We start from the raw sequence: 17,105 nt of genomic DNA on the forward strand, positions 1-17,105 counted from the left end.
CGCACTCGAACCACCCCCCACACCAGCATCGCCGCTGGTCAGGGAAGCGCCCGTGGTCTACACCACGGGCGCTTCCGTGTGCCGGCCACCTCGCGGCCACGCACGGTTCACCGGCGTGTGCTGTCCGTATGCCGGACACCAGGCCTGGACTGGGGCGATCAGCTCCGTATTCTCTGCGCAACGGGGCTCATGGGCCGGGCCCCGAGCGCGGGAGGGGGACACATGACGACAGCGCCGCTGCGGCCTGCGCCGGTGGGCCGGGAGGAACTCCTCGCCCGCCTCGAACGCGTCCTGCAGGCTCGCGGGCGCGCCCTGCTCACGGGCCCCGCCGGAGTCGGCAAGACCGAGGTCGCCCTCGCGGCCGCGGCCCGCGCGGAGGCGCGCGGCGAGACCGTGCTCTGGCTCGCCACCCTCCCCGCCGACCGTGACATACCCGGCGCCGCCGCCGCGGCCCTGGTCGCCTCCGTCGCCGCCACCATCAGCTGGCCGGCCGTCGCCCCGGGGCCGCCGGCGTCCCCGGACGAGGGCGCCGCGATCGACCGCGCCTCGTCGGACGCCGATTCCCGCCCCCCGTACGCCCTGGGCGTCTCCGCGCCCCGGCCCCCCGGCGCCGGCTTCCCCGGCCCGGCCGGCCCTCCGGTCTCCGACCCGTCGTACGGTCCCGGTCTCCCCGGGCCCCCGTCCGGCGCCCCCGGCCTCCGCGACGGCGACGTGCTCACCGCCTCCCCGCCCGGCCCGCGCACGACGGCCGCCGGGCAGACCGCCGAGTGCTCCCACGAGCACCCGCCCGCCGGCCCGGCCACCAGACCCGGCCTCGGCGTCATGGCCTCCGGGGTGTTCGACGGACTGCCGGGCCCGCAGCGGGCCGCCGTCGCGATGCTCTGCCGGGAGGCGCCGCCGCAGGACGCGGGGTGGGACCCGATCGCCCTGCGGCTGGGGATCGCCGGGATCCTGCGGGCGCTGACCGCGCGCGGCACGGCGCTGCTCGTCGTCGACGGGGTGCAGCACATCGACCCCGACAGCGCCGACCTGCTGCGGTTCGCCCTCCACCTCGCGCCGGCCTCGCTGCGGGTGATCTCGGTCGAGACGCCCGAGGCGTACGCGGCGTACGGCACCGGCGACCCGCACGACACCCGGCTGTGGGTGCCGTCGGAGGCGGACGTGCTGCTGGTGCCGCCGCTGCACGCCGACGAGATCGCCGAAGTCCTCATCCACCACCGGCTGCCGTCCCGGATGGCCGGCCGCATCCACAAGGCGAGCGGCGGCAATCCGCGGCTCGCGCTCGCCGTCGGCCGCTCGCTGGCCGACGCCCGGACCCCGGTGCACCACGCGGAGGCCCTGACGCTGTCCGGGCGGGCCCGGGACCTGGCGCGGCAGCTGCTCGGGGCGGCGCCGCCCGACGTCCGCGAGACGCTGCTGCTGGCGGCGCTGGCGCTGCGGCCGACCGCCGCCCTGGTGCGCCGGGCCGGGCGCCCGAACGCGGAGGCGGATCTGGCCGCGGCGGAGCGGGCCGGTCTGGTGTCGCTCGCCGAGGACGGCACGGTCGCCTTCACGGCCGGGCTGCTGCCCTCGACGCTGGTGCACGACGCCTGCTGGGCCGAGCGCAGCGCGGGGCACGCGGCCCTGGCGCGCGTGGTGGAGGACCAGGTGGAGGCCGTCCGGCACCGGGCGCTCGCGACCGACGCGCCGCAGGAGGAGCTGGCCGCCGAGGTCGCGGAGGCTGCGGACCTCGCCCGGCGGCGCGGCAACAGCGCGCTCGCGGCCGAACTGGCTCTGCTCGCGGCCGAGTCGACGCCCGGGACGCACGGGCAGAAGCGGATCGCCCGCCTGGTGGACGCGGCCGAGGAGGCCGCCCGGGCGGCGCGCGCCGATCTGGCGATGCGGGCCGCGACCGATCTGCTGGCCCGGGACGCGGCGCCGTCCGATCGGGTCCGGGCGCGGCTCGCCGTGCTGGACACGGCGGGGCAGGGGCTGACCGGGCTCGACGAGATGTACGTGCACGCGATGGAGGACTCCGAGGGGAACACGCCGCTGCGGGCGGCGGTGCAGCTCCGGCTGGCCGTCAAGTACGTGCTGGCGGACGGCGATCCGGCGCGCTCGCGGGCGGCCGCGATGGAGTCGGCGGCGCTCGCCGCCTCGATCGGCGATCCGCGGACGGCGGCGCAGGCCCTGACCGTGCAGGCGCGGATGGAACGGGCGCTCGGCTCGGCCGACGCGGAGGCGGTGCTCGCTCAGGCGCGGGCCCTGGAGACGGCCGAGCGGCCGGCCGGGATCCGTAACGCCGCCCAGATCCTGACGATCCGTCATGCCCTGTTCGACGGGCGGCTCGTGGACGCGCGGACGCAGCTGAACGCGTTGCTGCCGCTGGTGCAACGGCGCGGTTCGGTGGAGGACGCGATCGAGCTGCTGAGCACGCTCGCGGAGATCGAGTCGCGGATCGGCCCGTGCCCGTCGGCCCTGGCGCACGCCGGTCAGTCGCTGGCGCTGACCCTGGAGGCGGGGCTCTCCCCGGGGCCGGCCTGGTACGCGCTGGCGCTGGCGGAGACGGCCGGTGGCAGTTTCGCCCGGGCGGCCAGTTACGCGCGGCGGAGCGTGCAGGCATCGGAGGAGGAGGGGGACCGGGTCTTCCTGTCGCGCAGCCTGTACGCGCTGGGCCGGGTCCAGCTGGTCAACGGGGACGTCGCCGCGGCGCTGGAGACGCTGCGCCGGGTCGAGGCGAACGAGCGGGCGCAGTCGACGGTGGATCCGTCGATGCTGCGGTGGCACGAGGAGCTGGCGGAGGCGCTGCTCGCGCACGACGAGGTCGAGGAGGCCCTGGCCGTCGTGGCGGCGGTCCGGCCGGTCGGCGAGCGGCTGGGCCGCACGACGGTGCTGCTGGGCTGCGACCGGGCGTACGCGCTGTGCCTCGCGGCGGAGGGCCGGACGGACGAGGCGGCGGAGCTGCTCGCGGGCACGGCGGCCCGCTTCGCGGACGCGGAGCTCCCGCTGGAGCAGGGCCGGGCGCTGATGGCGCTGGCCCGGGTGGAGCGGCGCCGGCGGCGGCGTTCGGCGGCGCAGGCCGCGCTGCAGGCGGCGGCCGCGGTGTTCGAGCGGGTCGGCGCGACGCCGTGGCTCGCGCTGACGAGTGAGGCCCCGGCGGGTCCGGCGGGCGAGGGCCCGGTGGGCGAGGAGGCGGTGCCGGCGCTGTCCGCGCTGACGGAGGCGGAGCTGCGGCTCGCCCGTCTGGTCGGGCAAGGTGCCAGCAACCAGGAGGCGGCGGCGAAGCTGTACCTGAGCGTGAAGACCGTCGAGGCGCGGCTGACCCGCATCTATCAGAAGCTCGACGTCCGCTCGCGGGCGCAGCTCGCCACCGCCCTCCGTCCGTAGTCAGGGCCCTGGGCGGGGCCGGGCTCACACGGTGAACGGGCGCTGTTCCAGGAAGGCCTCCGTCGGGGATCCGGTGGTGTGGAGGTTGGGGCTCTGACTGGGCGGCAGTCTGCGCTGGACCGCCCGGTGGAAGGTGCGGTAGTCGCCGCGGAAGCCGCCGTCGTTCCAGACGCCGAGCACCGCTTCGGTGAAGGCGCCGTTGACGTCGCCGTCGGCGGCGACCTGGTTGTCCTGGCACGCGGAGACGAGGATCACGGGGGGTCCGGTTCCGTTGCCGGACGCGCTCGCGGCCTTGGCGAGCGAGCGCTGGAGGTCGTCGTAGAAGTCCCGGTCGCGTTCGTACAGCGCGAGCTGCCGGGGTTCGGGGACGAACCGTCCGGCGACGGCGGCGGCGCCCGGCAGCTCGATGCTGCTGCCGCTGTGGCAGCAGTCGAAGAGGGTGACGATGCGTACGCCGGCGTCGAAGCGCAGGAACTCCTGGTGGACCTCGTCGTCGAGGAACTGGCGGTCGTAGAACACGAGGGTCTCGTCGCGCCGGTCGGGTTCGTCGTCGGGTCCCGTGACGTCGGGGACCTGGCCTCCGTGGCCCGAGTAGGTGAAGAGCAGGATGTCGCCGGCGGCGAGTCGTTCGGCCGCCGCGCGCAGTGCGGCGGTGATCCGGTCGACGGTGCCCTCCTGGGTGAGCAGCACGGTGTCCGCGAATCCGGCGGCGCGGGCCAGCCGCGCCATGTCGCGGGCGTCGTTCTCGCAGGCCACGAGGGTGCCGTCCCAGCCGTCGTAGCGGTCGGGGTCGACGCGGTTCAGCCCGACGTGCAGGGAGAGTCCGGTGGGCATGGGGTGCCTCCTTGGACGGGTGGAGGGGGCACCGGGGGCGTCTGTTCGAGTGGCCAGGGGTCCGGTGCCGTGGGCAGCCCTCCCCCGCGCGGTACTTACATCGTATGAACCCAAGCGATTCCCGGCACGACCAGTTCGCCGACCGCACCGGCTACGACGAGAACTTCCTCGGCCCGACCGTGCCCCTGGCGCTGCCGGCCCGGGCGTCCGTGAAGACGGTGATCCTGCCCTACACCCACTTCACCGTCGTCTTCCGGCCCGACCGGCGCCTCGCCGCGTCGACCGCCGTCTGCATCGAGGGACGGGAGCTGCTGGAGGACGTACCGCGCGACGACGTGTGGGAGTTCGACCCGCGGCTGCCCCGTGAGCACCAGACCGGCGACGACGTGTACCGGAACAACAGCCTGGACCGCGGCCATCTGGTCCGCCGGCTCGACCCGGTGTGGGGCGCGGCGGCGGTCGCGGGCCAGGCGAACACGGACACCTTCCACTTCACCAACGCGGCCCCGCAGGCGGACGTGTTCAACCAGGGCAAGCAGCTGTGGCAGGGGCTGGAGAACTACCTCCTGGACCACGCGGCCGAGTACGACCGCAAGCTGACGGTGTTCACGGGGCCGGTGCTGCAGGACTCCGACCCGCCGTACCGGGGGATCCAGGTGCCGCTGCGCTTCTGGAAGGTGGCCGCCTTCATGCAGGACGGGGCACTGGCGGCGACGGCGTACGTACTGGACCAGAGCCCGGACCTGAGCCGGGACGCGGACCGGGCGTTCGCCGGGGCGACGCCGGGCGCGCCGCCGCCGCTGGGCCCGTTCCGCACGTACCAGGTGCCGGTCTCGGACGTCGCGGAGATCACCGAGCTGGAGTTCGGGCCGCTGCCGGACGTGGACCTGATGCCCCCGACGCGCGCCCCGGAGGAGCGCTGGCGGCGCCTGGAGTCGTTCGACGACATCGTCATGACGCCCTGAGCGGCAAGGGCCGCCGGGCGCACGTCAGCGATTGCGGCGACCGCCGCCCGGCGGGACGATGACAGCAGCGTAGTCGTCCCCAACGGCGCAGGGACGACCGGGCAGGTGCGTCATGCCGCTCACCGAAACGGAATGGGGCCTCGTCACCAGCTGGGTGCGGGACCATCTCCTGGACGACCCCGATCCCCGGACACGGCTGCTCCGTACCGCCCTGACCACGGACTTCGTGACGGATCTGCCGCTCGGCCCGGACCGGGAGGCGAACGCGCGGCTGATCGTGGGGGCGGCCCGCAAGGACATCGCCCACCAGCGGCGCCTGCTCGACGCCCTGGCCCGTCTGGACGCGCTGGACCGCCTCGACGCGACCGACGCGGTCGGCCGGGGCATGGAGGTACGGGCGCTGCTGGGCCGGCTGCGGGAGGACGAGCAGGCGCGGCAGGCGGCGGCCGACCCGTTCGAGGCGGTGGTGCTGCGGCACGGCACCGAGGTCTTCATCGACCGGGCGGAGCTGCGGGAGACGCTGCGCCGGTTCGTGACGGACGCGGAGCTCTCGGTCCTGGTGGTGGACGGGGAGCCGGACAGCGGGCGCTCGTACACGTACCGCCTGATCCGGCACCTGGGGCAGCACACCGGCTTCCGTCCGGTGCGGGTGACGCTGTCGCGGACCTCGACGGCCGCGCGTCTGGTGGGGCGGCTGGCCGAGTTCGTGTCGGGCCCGGAGGCCGACGGTCTCCCCTTGAACCCGACACAGTTGAACGATCCACTGCCCTCGATCGACGACGCGGTGCACCGGATCGTCGCCCGGGCCACGGCCGCCGAGGACCGCTTCTGGCTGGTCCTCGACGAGTGCGACGCGCTCGACCCGAACTCCGACGTGTGGGACTGCATCGGCAAGCTCGCCCTCGCGATCTACGAGCACACGCCGGTGCGCGAGGAGACGGTGCCACGGCTCGTGCTGCTCGGCTACTCCACCGCGATGCACCAACTCCCCTACGACATCAGGACGAGCGAGTGCCGGGACACCGCACGCCCGGCGGGGCCCGACGAACTGCGGGACTTCTTCGTCCGGTTCTTCGCCGAAGCGGCCACGAGGACCGCGGGCCCGGCCGGGCCTCCGCCGCCCGGACTCGTGGAGACCACCGTCGCCGAGGTGCTGGGGGCCGTCGAGGCCGCCGATCCGGCCGACAGCCACATGCGCCGGGTGTGCACGGCGGTCGAGGAGACCGTACGGCTCTACCGGGGTCTGGCGCCCGGCGAGGACTTCGCCGACCGGCTCCGCACCCTGCGCTCCCCCGCGCCGCCGGTCGTACCGGTCATGCCCGAGCTGCGTCGCGCCTACCGCGAAGCGGCCTGCCTGCTCGACGCGTTCGACCCCGCCCGGCTGCGACTGCCCGGCGAGCCGGAGCCGAGCGGCCGGGCGGTCCTGGAGCTCGTCGACGACTGCACGGCGCTGGCCGGCCCGCAGCGCTCGGTGCGCTGGGTGCTGACCCCCGAGGTGCGGGCGGCGGCCCTGAAGGGGCTCGGGAGCCCGGACGCCGCCCGGGCCGCCCTCGCGGCCAACGCGGACGGCCTCCCCGAGGGGCCCGGGGCGGCACGCGCCGGGCTCGCCCTGCTGTCCGGTGTCCCGCCCGCCCCGGCGGCCCTCGCCGACGCCGACGTGGAGGAACTGTCCGACCTCCTCCAGGCGGTGCTGTGGCTGGAGCAGGTGCCGGGCACGGCCGGGCTCCTGCCGGCCGTGCCCGACATCCAGCGGCGCCTGGAACGGGCCCGGCTGCTCCAGCCGCTGCGCCTGCTCGTCCGGGACACCTTCCACGGTCGGTCCCGCGAACTCGACGCGCTGCGCACCTACTTGGCGCTGCCGAGCGAGCCGGCCGAGCCGCCCGTGCTGCTGCACGGCATCGGCGGGATCGGCAAGAGCACCCTGCTCGCCCGCTTCGTGCTCGACAGCCTGCGCGAGGCGGCGCCGGACGGGTTCCCCTTCGCCTACATCGACTTCGAGCGTCCGACGCTCTCCATCCACGAACCGGCCACGGTGATCGCCGAGTCGGCCCGGCAGCTCGGCATCCAGTACCCCGCGCACCGCGACGCCTTCGACGCGCTCGCCGACCGTTGCGGGGAGACCGCCGACGAGCAGCGCGGCGAACTGCGGGAGATCGACGACCTGTCGCGGCTCTCCGCCACCCGCGCCACCATCGGCCGCGACTACTCCGCCGGCTTCCACGCCCAGGCCAGCGCACGCGAGCAGGATCTCGCCCGCGAGCTCGCCGCCCTCGTCGCCGAGGCGGTCGCCACCCCGCCGGGCGGGATGGAGCCGCCCCTGCTGATCGCGCTCGACTCCTTCGAGGAGGCCCAGTACCGGGGTTCACCGATCATCTCCCGCATGTGGGCCGTCTGGACGGCCCTGCGCGCCCGATACCCGCGGCTGCGCTGGGTGGTCGCCGGGCGGGCCCCGATCGACCACCCGGCGCGGGTCCTCAGCCCGCGCACCATGGAGCTGTCGGAGCTCGACGAGCAGGCCTCGGTGGACCTCCTGATGTCCTGCGGCGTCGACGACGAGACGGTGGCGCGCAGCCTCCACGCCCAGGTCGGCGGGCATCCGCTCAGCCTCAAGCTCGCCGCGCGCACCGCGGTGTCCCTCGGCGAGCAGTCCGACTCGCTCGGCGAACTGCTGCGCAGTCTCACCTCGCGGCGGCGGCTGCACAGCAGCGTCGACCAGATGCTGATCCAGGGCACGCTGTACGACCGGATCCTCAAGCACATCGCCGATCCGGAGGTGCGCGCCCTCGTCCAGGCCGGTCTCGCCCTGCGGGTCATCACCCCCGGACTGGTGCGGGACGTGCTGGCCGGACCGGCGGGCCTCGGCGAGCTGTCGACCGCCTCCGCCGGGCGGCTCTTCGGGCAGCTGGTGTCCCGGCTCGACCTCATGGAGTCGGCGGGGCCGCAGGCCATCCGGCACCGGCCCGACCTGCGCTCCATCATGCTGCGGCTGTCCGACGGCGCACGGACCGACCTCATGCGGGCGGTGGACACCCGGGCCGTGGCCTACTACGCGGACCTCGACACCGTCCGGGACCGCGCCGAGGAGATCTACCACCGGCTGCGGCTCGGCGAGAACCCCCGCACGGTGGAGGCGCGCTGGCTGGCCGGCGTCGAGACCCACCTGGCGGGCGCCGACCGGGACATGGCGGCCCGGTCCGCGGCCTTCCTGCTCGGCCGGATCGGCGGACACGTGCCGGACCGGATCATGGCCGAGGCCGACCAGGAGGACTGGGAGCGGATCGCCGCCCGCGAGGTCGAGGACCTGCTCACCCAGGGCTACCCGGAGGTCGCGGCCAGGCGGCTCGCCGAACGCCGGCCCTGGACGCCGTGCAGCCGGCTGCACGCCCTGCTGGTGGAGACCCTGGCCCGCTCGGGGCGCGTCGAGGACGCCCGGCAGACCGCCGAACGGGCCGTCGACCGTGCGGAGGAGGTGGGCTGCGCGGAGACCCGGCTGGAGCTGCTGCAGCTGTCGGCGCGGCTCGCCCAGGACGCCGGCGACTTCGCCGAGGCGGACCGCGCCCTCCAGGAGGCCGAGGGCGTGGCAGCCGGTCTCGGGCTGCCCTACGAGTCGATCGGCGTCCTGGTGGCCCGGTCCCGGCTCGCCGCCGCCGCGGACACCGACCCCGCGGAGACCGACGCCCGGCTCGCCGGCCGGCTGCGCGGGCTGGACGACGAGGACCTCGCCCGGCAGCCGGCGCTCGCCCGGGCGGCGGCCGTGTCGGCCTGCCGCGTCGACCCGCCGGCCCTGGCGCGGACGCTGCGGCTGGTGGGGCTGCCGGACGACGACGACGCCGTGGTGACGGCGCTGGCCCGGTGGATCGAGACGGCGATGACGAGCGAGCCGCAGCTGCGCGAGCCCCTGGCCCGCATCCTGGACTCGGCCGCGGCGGGCGCCCTGGCGGGAGGCCCGGCGGCGCCGTCCCGGTACGCGGATCCCTACGCCGAGCCCCTGGCCGACGCGTACGCCGGCCCGTTCGCCGACCCGCGGGCCCACCCGGTGTCGCGCGACCGGATCGAGGACACGCTGCGGGAGGCGCGGCGGCACGGCACCCTGGACAGCCTCGCCTGGCGGGCGCTGACCCTGGGCGACCGCAGCGGCGATCTGCTGCTCGGCGTGGCCGCCGCCGTCGACGCCGGTTCGGGGCTGCGCGAACGCGGTGGCATTCCCGGCTACGGGCCCGATCCGGGCGACACGGGCCTGGTGGGCGTCACCCCGCCGCCGGACCACGCCGAGGCCGCCTGGCGCGAGGAGCCCTATCTGGGCGCCGAGGAGCTGCTGGCCGTGGAGAACGCCGCGATGGAAGCGGGGCTCGCCGACCGGGAGCTGCGCGGCCGCCTGTTCGCCGGCGTCAAGGACCACTTCCGTGCGGCCCTGCCTCCGCAGCCGACCCCCTTCACCCAGACCCAGTCCGACCTGCGGACCATGAACCGGGTCGAGCGTCTGATGGAGGGCGAGGTGCCGCTGGAGATGTGGCTGCGCAACGCGATCGGGCTGGCCGCCGACCCCGGCCCGGTCGCCGTGTTCCAGCGGGCCCTCGACCATGTGGTGCGGGACGCGGGCGGCGAGCCTGAGCTGCCGGCCGAGTTCCTGTCCGCGGAGTTCAAGGAGGAGATCGTCGTCCGGGACGACATGGTGCCGTTCGAGTTCCTTCAGGAGGGCTTCGTCGCGGGCGCGGCCGTCGCCCGGGTCACCGTGCCCCCGTACGAGTCGGGCAGGCAGCTCCAGCCGGCCTACCCGCACGTGGGTACGGGCTGGCTCATCGCCCCCGGTCTCCTCGTCACCAACCACCACGTGGTGAACGCCCGCAACGGCATCGGCGGCGGCCGCAAGCAGGCCGCGGAGGAGGACCTCCAGCTCCAGGTGCGCAACTCCCGCTCGCGCTTCGACTACGGCGCCGACCAGTCCGAGACCGAGGAGGCCACCGCCTCCGCCCTGGTCGCCTGGGACGAGGAACTCGACTATGCCGTGCTGCGTCTGACGGCCGCTCAGCCGGAGCGGATGGTGTTGCGGGTGGCGACGGCACCGTGCGAGACCCGGGGCAACGAACCCCAGGCGGTCAACATCATCCAGCACCCCAAGGGCATGCCGAAGCGGGTCGCGTTGCGCAACAACCTGGTCTACCAGGCGGACGACAAGAACCTCGCCTACTTCACCGACACCCAGGGCGGCTCGTCCGGTTCGCCGGTGTTCACGGACCGGTGGACGGTCGTCGCGCTGCACCGCGGCGCGCGCCGGGTCACCGGGGTCGAGTACCAGGGGCGGTCGACGGCGGTCGTGAACGTCGGCACCCAGCTGAGCCGGATCCTCGCGCATCTGCGGGAGAACCGGCCCGAGTTGTACGCGGAGATCATGGCGGCGCAGGCGAAGCTGCCCCGGGAACCGGACCTGTGAACGGACGGAAGGCGACCGGGGACCGGAGGAACGGCCGAGCGGCACAGAGGCGCACGGCGCCAGGCGGAGGTGACGGGTGATGACGTACGGATCACGGAGCGGATCGCACAGCGGGTCTCCGGTGGCGACCGGCCCCGCGCAGGTCTTCGGCGATCTGGGCGAGGTGGCCGCACGCGTGCGGTCGCGGCTCGAACAGGATCTGGAGATCCAGGAGTCCGCCGAGGAGCTGCCGCCCGGCGTCGCCCCGGCCGTCGAGATCGGCCGCTTCGCCCAGGAGGAGCGGGCCCGGATCCTGGAGGCGGGCGTCGCAGGCCTGGAGAAGCTCGCGGAGGGCAAGGCCGACGAGATCGACGAGGACGAGTACTTCGGGGTGGAGGCGATCGTCCTCCTGGAGGGCCGGCCCGCGATCCTCGTCCAGGGGCAGGACTTCGCCCCGCAGCAGGGCGACTGGGCGGTGCTCGACGCGAGCCGGGCCGCGATCCACGAGTCGATCGCCCGGGTGGGCCGGGTCGAGGTCACCGGCCACCCGAACCTGGACTGGATCGGCACCGCGTTCCTGGTGGGCCCGGAGGCGGTGATGACCAACCGGCACGTCGCCGCCGAGTTCAGCCGCGCCGAGGGCGCCGGATGGACCTTCCAGCAGGACATGACGGCCCGGGTCGACCCCGGCGAGGAGCTTCCCGCGCACCCCGCTCCCGGCCCCGTGGCAGCCGCCGGCTCCCTCCCGTACGAGATCACCGGGGTCATCGGGATCCACCCGGACGTGGACATGGCACTGCTGCGGATCGCGCCGCCCGACGGCGAACCGCTGCCGACCCCGCTGGCGGTCGCGGCGGACGCCCCGGCGAGCGTCCCGGGCCGGCCCGTCTACGTCATCGGCTACCCGGCCTGGGACGGGCGCCGCAACGAACCGGAGTCGATGCGCCGGATCTTCATGGACATCTACAACGTGAAGCGGCTGCAGCCGGGCATGACGACGGAGTTCGAGCCCGGCGGCCTGGTGATGAAGCACGACTGCTCCACCCTCGGCGGCAACAGCGGCTCCCCGGTCTTCGACCTCACCGACCACCGGGTCCTCGGCCTCCACTTCGGCGGACGCTACCGGATCGGCAACGTCGCCGTACCGCTGTGGGAGCTGGTGGACGACCCGCTCCTCGAACAGGCGAAGGTCAACTGGGTGTGACCGGGGCCGTCATCGCGAGCAGCGGACCGGGGTCGCGTGCGTCGCCCGAGGACCGCCGTCCCCGGAGCTACGCGCCGTCTCCGCCGAGCAGACCGAAGACCGGCAGCAGTCCGTGGGGGCGGCGGTCGACGGGGAGATGGTCGACGAAGTGCACATGGGCGCCGAGCGCCTCGGCGCCGCCGTCGGCCCTGCGGTCGTCGCCGACCATCAGGGTCTCGGCGGGGGCCAGCCCGAGACCTTCGCAGGCGAAGCGGAAGATGGCGGGGTCGGGCTTCTGGGCGCCGACCTCGTACGAGAGGGCGTAGACGTCGACCCACTCGTCGAGGCCGTGGGCGCGGAACACCGGCCGCAGGTCCCAGCCGATGTTGCTGACCACGGCGACGGCGACGCCGGCGCGGCTCAGCTCGCCGAGGGTGCGGGCCGTGTCGGGGTACGGGTGCCAGGCCTCGGGGACCATGTGGCGGGCGTACAGCGCCTGGGCCAGGCCCCGGTCGGTCACCCCCGACTCGCGGATCAGCGCCGTGTACGCGGCGCGGTGCCGCTCGGCGTCGAGGTCCCGCTCCGCCCACAGCTTCTTCAGCCGGGTGGGCAGCTTCTGCGGCGCGGGGCCGCCGGGCAGGGCGCCGTGGTAGGTGAGCCGTTCCACGGTGTGGGCGAACTCGTCGCCGGAGAGCCGGATCCCGGCCTCGGCGAGGCCCGCGTCGAGCCAGTGCGCGACGCACTCGACGCGCAGCAGGGTGCCGGAGAAGTCGAACATCACGCCTTTGATCACCCTCAGATCGTACGAACGCCAGGCCGGGAACTCCAGGAACCCTGAGCGCGTTATACCCCCCATGGGTATTCGATCGAGGGAGGCGACGTGCGACGACTGACCGCGCTCGAACCGGAACAGGCGGGCGGAAGGGCGCGCGAACTGCTCGCCGACATCGTCGAGCGGCACGGCGCGGCCGGCGAGATGGTGTCGACGACGCGCGGTCCAGGAGTGGATCGGCTGCGGCACCTGCCGCGAGGCCCACGCGGCGGCCGCGCGCGTCGCGGGCCTCGACGAGACCGACATCGACCTGGCCCGGCAGGGCACCTCCACCGACGCGCGCGAGGCGGCCCTCATCGCGGTCGCCCTGCGTGTCCTCGCCGAGCCGAGCTCCCTCGGCGACCAGGACGTGGCGGAGCTGCGGGCGCACGGCTGGAGCGACCGGATCATCGCCGAGGTGGTGGGCGTGGTGACGCTGAACATGCTGACGGGCGCGTTCAACCTGCTGGCGGGGATCCAGCCGGAGGAGGAGGAATAGCGGAGGGAGCGCGGGAACCCCGCGGGGGCCTGTGGGGGGCGGCGGGTCGTCTGCTGGGGTCCGCGGATCGTTCGCGGGCCGTTCGCGGGTCGCCTGCGGATCGTTCGCGGGCCGTCCGCGGGTCGCCCGGGTCGCCTGCGGGTGGTCCGCGGAGGGCCCGCGGGTGGTCCGCGAATGGCCCGCGGAAAGGCAGCGGGTGGTCCGCGGAGAGCCTGCGGGATGCCTGCGGAGGGGGCTTGCCGGTGGCTCGCGGAGGGGGCTCGGGCCGCGTTTCCGCCCTCCTCCCGGCCCGGCGTGGTTCGATGAGGGTGCCACGGGACCCCACCCTCAGGCCCCGGCCCCAGGCCCGGGCGCACGACGCAGCCCCGCACGCACCACCCGAGCGACGGAGACGCCATGCCCCCTCAGCCCCTGACCGTCGCCGTGCTGGGCACGGGGATCATGGGTGCCGCGATGGCGCGGAACCTGGCGCGGGCCGGGCTCGGCGTGCGGGCGTGGAACCGTACGAAGGCCAGGGCCGAGCCGCTGGCTGCCGACGGCGTGGTCGTGGCCGACCGGCCCGGTGAGGCCGTGGACGGGGCCGACGTGGTGCTCACGATGCTGTACGACGGGGCCGCCGTGCTCGACGTGATGCGCGAGGCGGCGTCCGCGCTGCGGCCCGGCAGCGTGTGGCTGCAGTCGACGACGGCCGGCCTCGACCGGCTGACCGAACTCGCCGCGTTCGCCCGCGCGCACGGGCTGCTCTTCTACGACGCCCCGGTGCTCGGCACCCGGGCGCCCGCCGAGGCCGGGCAGCTGACGGTCCTCGCCGCGGGCCCGGCCGAGGGGCGGGCCACTCTCGCCCCGGTCCTGGACGCGGTCGGCGCCCGGACCGTGTGGGCGGGCGAGGACGGTGCGGCCGGCGGTGCGACCCGGCTCAAGCTCGTGGCCAACAGCTGGGTCCTCGCCGTCACCAACGCGACCGGCGAACTGCTGGCCCTGGCCCGGGCGCTCGGCGTGGCGCCGCAGGACTTCCTCGACACCGTCGACGGCGGCCCGCTCGACATGGGCTATCTGCGGGCCAAGGCCGCCCTGGTCCTGGAGGACCGGCTCACGCCGCCGAGCTTCGCGGTCACCACCGCCGCCAAGGACGCCCGGCTGATCGTGGAGGCCGGCGTACGGCACGGCCTCCGGCTCGACGGGGCCGAGGCCACGGCGCTCCGCTTCGAGCGCGCCGCCGCGCAGGGCCACGGCGGCGAGGACATGGCCGCCGCCTACTTCGCCAGCTACGACGCGAAGGCCGAGCTCGACCTCGTCCACCGCGAGGTCGGCACGCGCCGGGTGACCACCGGGCTCGCGGACACGGTGCTGCTCCGGCGCACGTACGGCACGGGGATCGACGACCTCTGGGACGCGCTGACCTCGGCCGACCGGCTCGGGCGCTGGTTCCTGCCCGTGACGGGCGAGCTCCGGCCGGGCGGACGCTTCCAGCTGGAGGGCGACGCGGGCGGCGAGATCCTGGACTGCGCGGCCCCCGGGCGGCTGCGCTTCAGCTGGTCCTTCGGCTCCGAACCCGGCTTCAGCGAGGTGACGCTGCAGCTCACCCCGGCCGGCCGGGACCGTACCGTCCTGGAACTGGTGCACGAGGCCGTGCCGACCCGGGCGTTCCGTGCCCGGTACGGGCCGGCCGTGGCCGGTGTCGGCTGGGACCTCGCCCTGCTCCGCCTGGCCCGGCACCTGGCGGGTGCCACCCTCTCCCCCGACGCGGCGGACGCCTGGCAGACCTCCGCCGAGGCCCGTGCCTTCGTCACGGGGTCGGGTGAGTCCTGGGGCGCCGCCTACGCCGCCTCGGGCGCGGCCGAGGAGGCGGTGGCCTCGACGACGGAGGCGACCATCGCCTTCTACACCGGGGAATGACCGGCTGCCGGGCGGGCACCCCGGCCGGCGGGGGCCTCGGCGGGCGCGGCCGCCACGCGGCGAGGCACCACCTCCGGCTCGGACTCAGGGGGATTTGCCCGGTTCGCCAGGCGATGCGGTAATGGAAGCTCCGAGAGTCGACGTCTCCACCGGCACCCTGGGAGCAGGAATGACCGACGGCCCCGAGCCCATCAGTGACGACGCCCTCCGGGCACTGCGGCGCGAGCTCGCCGAGCTGCGCACCGAACGCGGGAACGCGGCAGCGACGCTGCGGGACCCCGACGACGTCGGCGACCGGGCCGACGAGGCCGACGAACTGCAGCGCGCCGACGAGGTGGCGCGGCTGGACCGGCGGATCGACGAGATCGAGGGGCGGATCCGCGAGGCGGGCGTCGCCGGCGCCCCGTCGTCGGACGTGGTGGGCGTCGGCAGCACGGTCACCGTACGGTTCGAGGACGGCGCGGAGTCGACCGTCCACGTCGGCGAGCTGGCCGACGCCGACGATCCGTCCCTGGTGACGTCCGACAGCCCGCTCGGCCTCGCCCTGATGGGCCGGCACGCCGGGGAGACGGTCTCGTACCGCACACCCGGCGGCCCGGCCACGGCGGTCGTCGTCTCCGTCGGCGGCTGACGCCCCGCGGAGGTCGCCGGCCCGGCCCGACTCAGCCCGGGCCCGTGAACGCCTGGGTGACGAGGTTGATCGTGGTGGCCAGGACGCTGGTGCCGAAGACGTAGGACAGCAGGCAGTGGCGCAGGATCACCACCCGCAGCCCGGAGTCGGTGACGTCGGTGTCGGAGACCTGGTAGGTCATGCCGAGGTTGTAGCTGAAGTAGAGGAAGTCGGCGTAGCGCGGCGCCTCCTTGCTGTTGAAGTCGATGCCGCCGCCGGTGTCCCGGTAGTACAGGTCGGCGTACCGGGTGGCGTACATCAGGTGCAGGTCCGCCCAGGCCATGAAGACGCCGGCGAGCGCGGCCGCGGCGGCGGCATGGGTGTCGGTCCTGCCGACGAGCAGCAGCAGGACGATGCCGACGAGGGCGCACAGCGCGGCCAGGGAGACGACGAGCTCCTCGACCAGGGTGTTGAGGTCCTCGCGCCGGGCGTTGCGCCGGGTCTCCTCGGCGTCCATGGGGAGCAGCGCTCCCCACCCGGCGAGGACGAAGACCGTCTCCACGGTGGCGATGCCGATCAGGGTGGCGAGCGCGGGACTGGCGGCCAGGCCGACGCCCACTCCGACCGCGGTGCCCACGGCCAGCGCGCCGGCCAGCCGGACGACGGAGGACTGCGGAAGCCAGGGGTGCTGCACGGGGCCGCCTCAGTGCTGGAGGACGACGACGGCTTCGTCCGTGTAGGCCAGGAAGGTCAGCGTCTCCTGGAAGTAGAGCTCGATGCCGTGCGCGTCGTGGGAGGTGTAGCCGATGGCCAGGTCCTGGCCGAGCCGCAGGGCGAAGTCACCGCCCCGGGTGGACAGGACGAAGGCCCCGGTGAGGGCGGGTGCCCAGATCGGCGGTCCGTCGAGCATCCTGGCGAGGTGGGCGGCGATCGGGTAGCCGTGGTCGGAGGTCTCGCTGACCGCCCGGTAGTCGTCGGCGCCCAGGAGCAGGGCGTAAGGGCCGTCGACACCGGCGAGCCGCAGGGAGGTCAGCGCGCGGCTGACGGCGTCGGGGTAGTCGCGGGGTTCGGCGGGCAGGGCGAGCACCGGGTTGGAGCTGCGGTCGCGCAGTCCGTCGACACCGGCCGCCGGGTATCCGTCGAAGACCGCCCGGTCCTCGGCGAAGGCCATGGCGCGTGCCGCGTCCTTGACGGGCTGCCAGTCGGAGTCGTTCGCGCCGCGTTCGACGTCGTCCACGGCGGCCCTGCTCACCGTGAACGGCACGCGCAGCTCGACCAGCGGCTTCGATTCGCGCAGCCGGGCGCTCACCCCGGGGGCGGGCGGGGCGATCTCGGTGAGGTGTCCGGTGCCGACGGCGGCGAGCCCCGGGCCCTCCGGCTCGGGCACGTCGATCACGCGGCGGCCGGCGACATGGCGGCGGAAGGTACGCCGGGCCTCCTCCTCGATCTGCGCCCAGGCCGCGGCGGTGACGGGGGCGAGTTCGCGGTGCAGGTTGTTCGTGGTGGTGGGGTCGCCGGGGGACGTCATGGC

Annotated in this window: 11 protein-coding genes and 1 pseudogene; 8 read left to right on the top strand and 4 right to left on the bottom strand. The window is 75.0% G+C overall.

Annotation, left to right across the window (positions count from 1 at the left end; translation table 11 throughout):
• Nucleotides 1–222 precede the first annotated feature (222 nt).
• Complete coding sequence (locus tag ACGF1Z_RS04545) at nucleotides 223–3,366, top strand: AAA family ATPase (RefSeq protein WP_392999791.1); 3,144 nt, start codon at nucleotides 223–225, stop codon at nucleotides 3,364–3,366.
• A gap of 24 nt (nucleotides 3,367–3,390) precedes the next feature.
• Here the strand turns inward: ACGF1Z_RS04545 and ACGF1Z_RS04550 are convergent, their stop codons facing one another.
• Nucleotides 3,391–4,200 carry a caspase family protein gene (locus tag ACGF1Z_RS04550; RefSeq protein WP_392999793.1) on the bottom strand — a complete coding sequence of 270 codons (810 nt, stop codon included), beginning with the start codon at nucleotides 4,198–4,200 and terminating at the stop codon, nucleotides 3,391–3,393.
• A gap of 104 nt (nucleotides 4,201–4,304) precedes the next feature.
• Here ACGF1Z_RS04550 and ACGF1Z_RS04555 point away from each other — a divergent pair, with 104 nt between their 5' ends.
• From ACGF1Z_RS04555 to ACGF1Z_RS04565, 3 genes are all read left to right on the top strand, one after another.
• The gene (locus tag ACGF1Z_RS04555) at nucleotides 4,305–5,165 is read left to right on the top strand and encodes a DNA/RNA non-specific endonuclease (protein ID WP_392999795.1); all 861 of its coding nucleotides are present in this window, start codon (nucleotides 4,305–4,307) and stop codon (nucleotides 5,163–5,165) included.
• 112 nt (nucleotides 5,166–5,277) lie between these two features.
• A complete protein-coding gene (locus ACGF1Z_RS04560) occupies nucleotides 5,278–10,596 on the top strand; it encodes a trypsin-like peptidase domain-containing protein (RefSeq protein WP_392999797.1) in 5,319 nt (1,772 codons plus the stop codon).
• A gap of 79 nt (nucleotides 10,597–10,675) precedes the next feature.
• Entirely contained in the window at nucleotides 10,676–11,779 is a 1,104-nt protein-coding gene (locus ACGF1Z_RS04565) for a trypsin-like serine peptidase (protein WP_392999799.1), read from the top strand.
• Between the two features lie 67 nt (nucleotides 11,780–11,846).
• Here ACGF1Z_RS04565 and ACGF1Z_RS04570 read toward each other — a convergent pair whose 3' ends face one another.
• A complete protein-coding gene (locus tag ACGF1Z_RS04570) occupies nucleotides 11,847–12,887 on the bottom strand; it encodes an HAD family hydrolase (RefSeq protein WP_392999801.1) in 1,041 nt (346 codons plus the stop codon).
• Nucleotides 12,888–12,939: 52 nt separating this feature from the next.
• On the opposite strand from ACGF1Z_RS04570, the gene ACGF1Z_RS04575 reads away from it, so the two are divergent.
• From ACGF1Z_RS04575 to ACGF1Z_RS04590, 4 genes and pseudogenes are all read left to right on the top strand, one after another.
• The gene (locus tag ACGF1Z_RS04575; RefSeq protein ID WP_392999803.1) at nucleotides 12,940–13,068 is read left to right on the top strand and encodes a hypothetical protein; all 129 of its coding nucleotides are present in this window, start codon (nucleotides 12,940–12,942) and stop codon (nucleotides 13,066–13,068) included.
• 396 nt (nucleotides 13,069–13,464) lie between these two features.
• Nucleotides 13,465–14,346: pseudogene (locus ACGF1Z_RS04580) on the top strand (NAD(P)-dependent oxidoreductase); the annotation flags it as partial.
• A gap of 66 nt (nucleotides 14,347–14,412) precedes the next feature.
• Nucleotides 14,413–14,964, top strand: coding sequence for an SRPBCC domain-containing protein (locus ACGF1Z_RS04585; protein ID WP_393000320.1), 552 nt, complete (start codon nucleotides 14,413–14,415; stop codon nucleotides 14,962–14,964).
• 169 nt (nucleotides 14,965–15,133) lie between these two features.
• Entirely contained in the window at nucleotides 15,134–15,595 is a 462-nt protein-coding gene (locus ACGF1Z_RS04590; RefSeq protein WP_393000322.1) for a GreA/GreB family elongation factor, read from the top strand.
• A 31-nt stretch (nucleotides 15,596–15,626) separates the two neighbouring features.
• On the opposite strand, the gene ACGF1Z_RS04595 is transcribed toward ACGF1Z_RS04590, so the two are convergent.
• Both ACGF1Z_RS04595 and ACGF1Z_RS04600 read right to left on the bottom strand, forming a co-directional pair.
• Nucleotides 15,627–16,268 carry a DUF1345 domain-containing protein gene (locus ACGF1Z_RS04595; protein WP_392999805.1) on the bottom strand — a complete coding sequence of 214 codons (642 nt, stop codon included), beginning with the start codon at nucleotides 16,266–16,268 and terminating at the stop codon, nucleotides 15,627–15,629.
• A gap of 9 nt (nucleotides 16,269–16,277) precedes the next feature.
• Nucleotides 16,278–17,102, bottom strand: coding sequence for a family 1 encapsulin nanocompartment shell protein (locus ACGF1Z_RS04600; protein ID WP_392999807.1), 825 nt, complete (start codon nucleotides 17,100–17,102; stop codon nucleotides 16,278–16,280).
• Between the last annotated feature and the right edge of the window lie 3 nt (nucleotides 17,103–17,105).

The sequence above is a fragment of the Streptomyces sp. NPDC048018 genome, assembly GCF_043202995.1.
Classification (GTDB): domain Bacteria; phylum Actinomycetota; class Actinomycetes; order Streptomycetales; family Streptomycetaceae; genus Streptomyces.